Annotated in this window: 2 rRNA genes (1 of these 2 cut by a window edge); both read right to left on the bottom strand. The window is 53.8% G+C overall.

The window, feature by feature from the left end:
* Positions 1 to 48 precede the first annotated feature (48 nt).
* Positions 49 to 166, bottom strand: a 5S ribosomal RNA gene (gene rrf, locus O9290_RS04840).
* Between the two features lie 55 nt (positions 167 to 221).
* Positions 222 to 2,699: ribosomal RNA gene (locus tag O9290_RS04835) — 23S ribosomal RNA — on the bottom strand; it runs 402 nt beyond the window's last position.

The following is a 2,699-nucleotide window of genomic DNA, read 5'->3' as shown; positions in this document are numbered from 1 at the left end:
AAAACCAAACCCCCCAATCTTGTCGGATTGAGGGGTAGGAAAGAATAATCCTGGCATCGAGCTATTGTCCCGGTCGGCAACCCGACAAGTATCTTGGCCACGGTGAAGTTTCACAACCGAGTTCGGGATGGAATCGGAGTGGTGCCATCACGTTAAAGACACCAGGAAGGGTAGAACCCTCAAGACTGCAAAAGCTAGGGAAAAAGTGTTGAAAGAAGAATCAGGTCAAGCCCTCGGTCGGTTAGTACTCCTCGACTGCACTCGTTACCGAGCTTCCATCTAGAGCCTATCAACGGGTAGTCTACCCGAGACCTTACTGGCTTAATGCCATGAGAGCAATCATCTGGAGGTGGGCTTCCCACTTAGATGCTTTCAGCGGTTATCCGCTCCGCACATGGCTACCCTGCGTTTACCGTTGGCACGATAACAGGTACACCAGCGGTGCGTCCTTCCCGGTCCTCTCGTACTAAGGAAGGCTCCTCGCAATGCTCTTACGCCTACACCGGATATGGACCGAACTGTCTCACGACGTTCTGAACCCAGCTCACGTACCGCTTTAATGGGCGAACAGCCCAACCCTTGGGACCGACTTCAGCCCCAGGTTGCGATGAGCCGACATCGAGGTGCCAAACCTCCCCGTCGATGTGAACTCTTGGGGGAGATCAGCCTGTTATCCCTAGAGTAACTTTTATCCGTTGAGCGACGGCCCTTCCACGCGGTGCCGTCGGATCACTAAAGCCGACTTTCGTCCCTGTTCGACTTGTGGGTCTCACAGTCAAGCTCCCTTCTGCTTTTGCACTCTATCGTCCCATTTCCAACGGGACCGAGGGAACCTTTGCGCGCCTCCGTTACCTTTTAGGAGGCGACCGCCCCAGTCAAACTGCCCACCTGAAACTGTCTCCCGCCCCGATTAGGGGTCAGGGTTAGAATTCTAGCCTCGCCAGAGTGGTATCTCACCGTTAGCTCCACCCTCCCCACGAGGAGAGTTTCAAAGCTTCCCACCTATCCTGCGCAAGCGAAGCCCGAAGCCAATTCCAGGCTACAGTAAAGCTTCATAGGGTCTTTCTGTCCAGGTGCAGGTAGTCCGTATCTTCACAGACAATCCTATTTCGCCGAGTCTCTCTCCGAGACAGTGCCCAGATCGTTACGCCTTTCGTGCGGGTCGGAACTTACCCGACAAGGAATTTCGCTACCTTAGGACCGTTATAGTTACGGCCGCCGTTCACCGGGGCTTCGGTCGTCAGCTTCAGATTACTCCTGACCAACTTCCTTAACCTTCCGGCACTGGGCAGGCGTCAGCCCCCATACTGCGTCTTACGACTTGGCGGAGACCTGTGTTTTTGGTAAACAGTCGCCTGGGCCTATTCACTGCGACCCTCTTGCGAGGGTACCCCTTCTCCCGAAGTTACGGGGTCATTTTGCCGAGTTCCTTAGAGAGAGTTATCTCGCGCCCCTTAGTATTCTCTACTTCCCCACCTGTGTCGGTTTCGGGTACAGGCAATTAATGATTAACGTGGTTCGGGCTTTTCTAGGAAGCTTGATCAGCGCCACTTCCCTCCCGTGGGAGGTGGGACTCGCGTCTTAGCTCCTGGTGTTTTCGCCACCGCTCATCGCCTCGACTGCTTGCACTGGTAACCAACATCCAGCTGACGTTGACCTTCTCCGTTCTCCGGCACAATCATTAATCGGTACGGGAATGTTAACCCGTTGTCCATCGACTACGCTTTTCAGCCTCGCCTTAGGTCCTGACTGACCCTCCGCGGACGAGCCTTGCGGAGGAAACCTTGGGGTTTCGGGGTGTGGGATTCTCACCCACATTTTCGCTACTTAAGCCGACATTCTCACTTCTATAGAGTCCACAGCTGCTTGCCGCTACTGCTTCACCCCCTATAGAACGCTCCCCTACCACTACAATGTAGTCCACAGCTTCGGTAGATAACTTAGCCCCGTTCATTTTCGGCGCAGGAGCGCTTGACCAGTGAGCTATTACGCACTCTTTTAAGGATTGCTGCTTCTAGGCAAACCTCCTGGTTGTCCATGCACTCCCACCTCCTTTCTCACTTAGTTATCATTTGGGGACCTTAGCTGGTGGTCTGGGCTGTTTCCCTCTTGACGATGAAGCTTATCCCCCACCGTCTCACTGGTAGTTTTTTTAGCCGTATTCAGAGTTTGCCTCGCCTTGGTACCGGTCTCCCAGCCCGCGGCGAAACAGTGCTTTACCCCGACTAAACTTCCACTACCGCTGCGCCTCAACACATTTCGGGGAGAACCAGCTAGCTCCGAGTTCGATTGGCATTTCACCCCTAACCACAGCTCATCCGCTAATTTTTCAACATTAGTCGGTTCGGACCTCCACTTGGTTTTACCCAAGCTTCATCCTGGCCATGGTTAGATCACCCGGGTTCGGGTCTACAAATTATGACGCTTCGCCCTCTTCAGACTCGCTTTCGCTGGGGCTGTGGGGTCTTCCCCCTTCACCTGCCATAACCTGTAAGTCGCCGGCTCATTCTTCAACAGGCACACGGTCAGACGTTCAATCGTCCTCCCATTGCTTGTAGGCTAACGGTTTCATGTTCTATTTCACTCCCCTTCCGGGGTTCTTTTCACCTTTCCCTCGCGGTACTGTTTCTCTATCGGTCACACGGGAATATTTAGCCTTACCTCGTGGTCGAGGCAGATTCACACGGGATTTCACGTGC

It is taken from the genome of Microcystis sp. LE19-41.2A (assembly GCF_027530405.1).
Taxonomy (GTDB): domain Bacteria; phylum Cyanobacteriota; class Cyanobacteriia; order Cyanobacteriales; family Microcystaceae; genus Microcystis; species Microcystis aeruginosa.
This window is presented reverse-complemented; position numbering and strand designations above follow the sequence as displayed.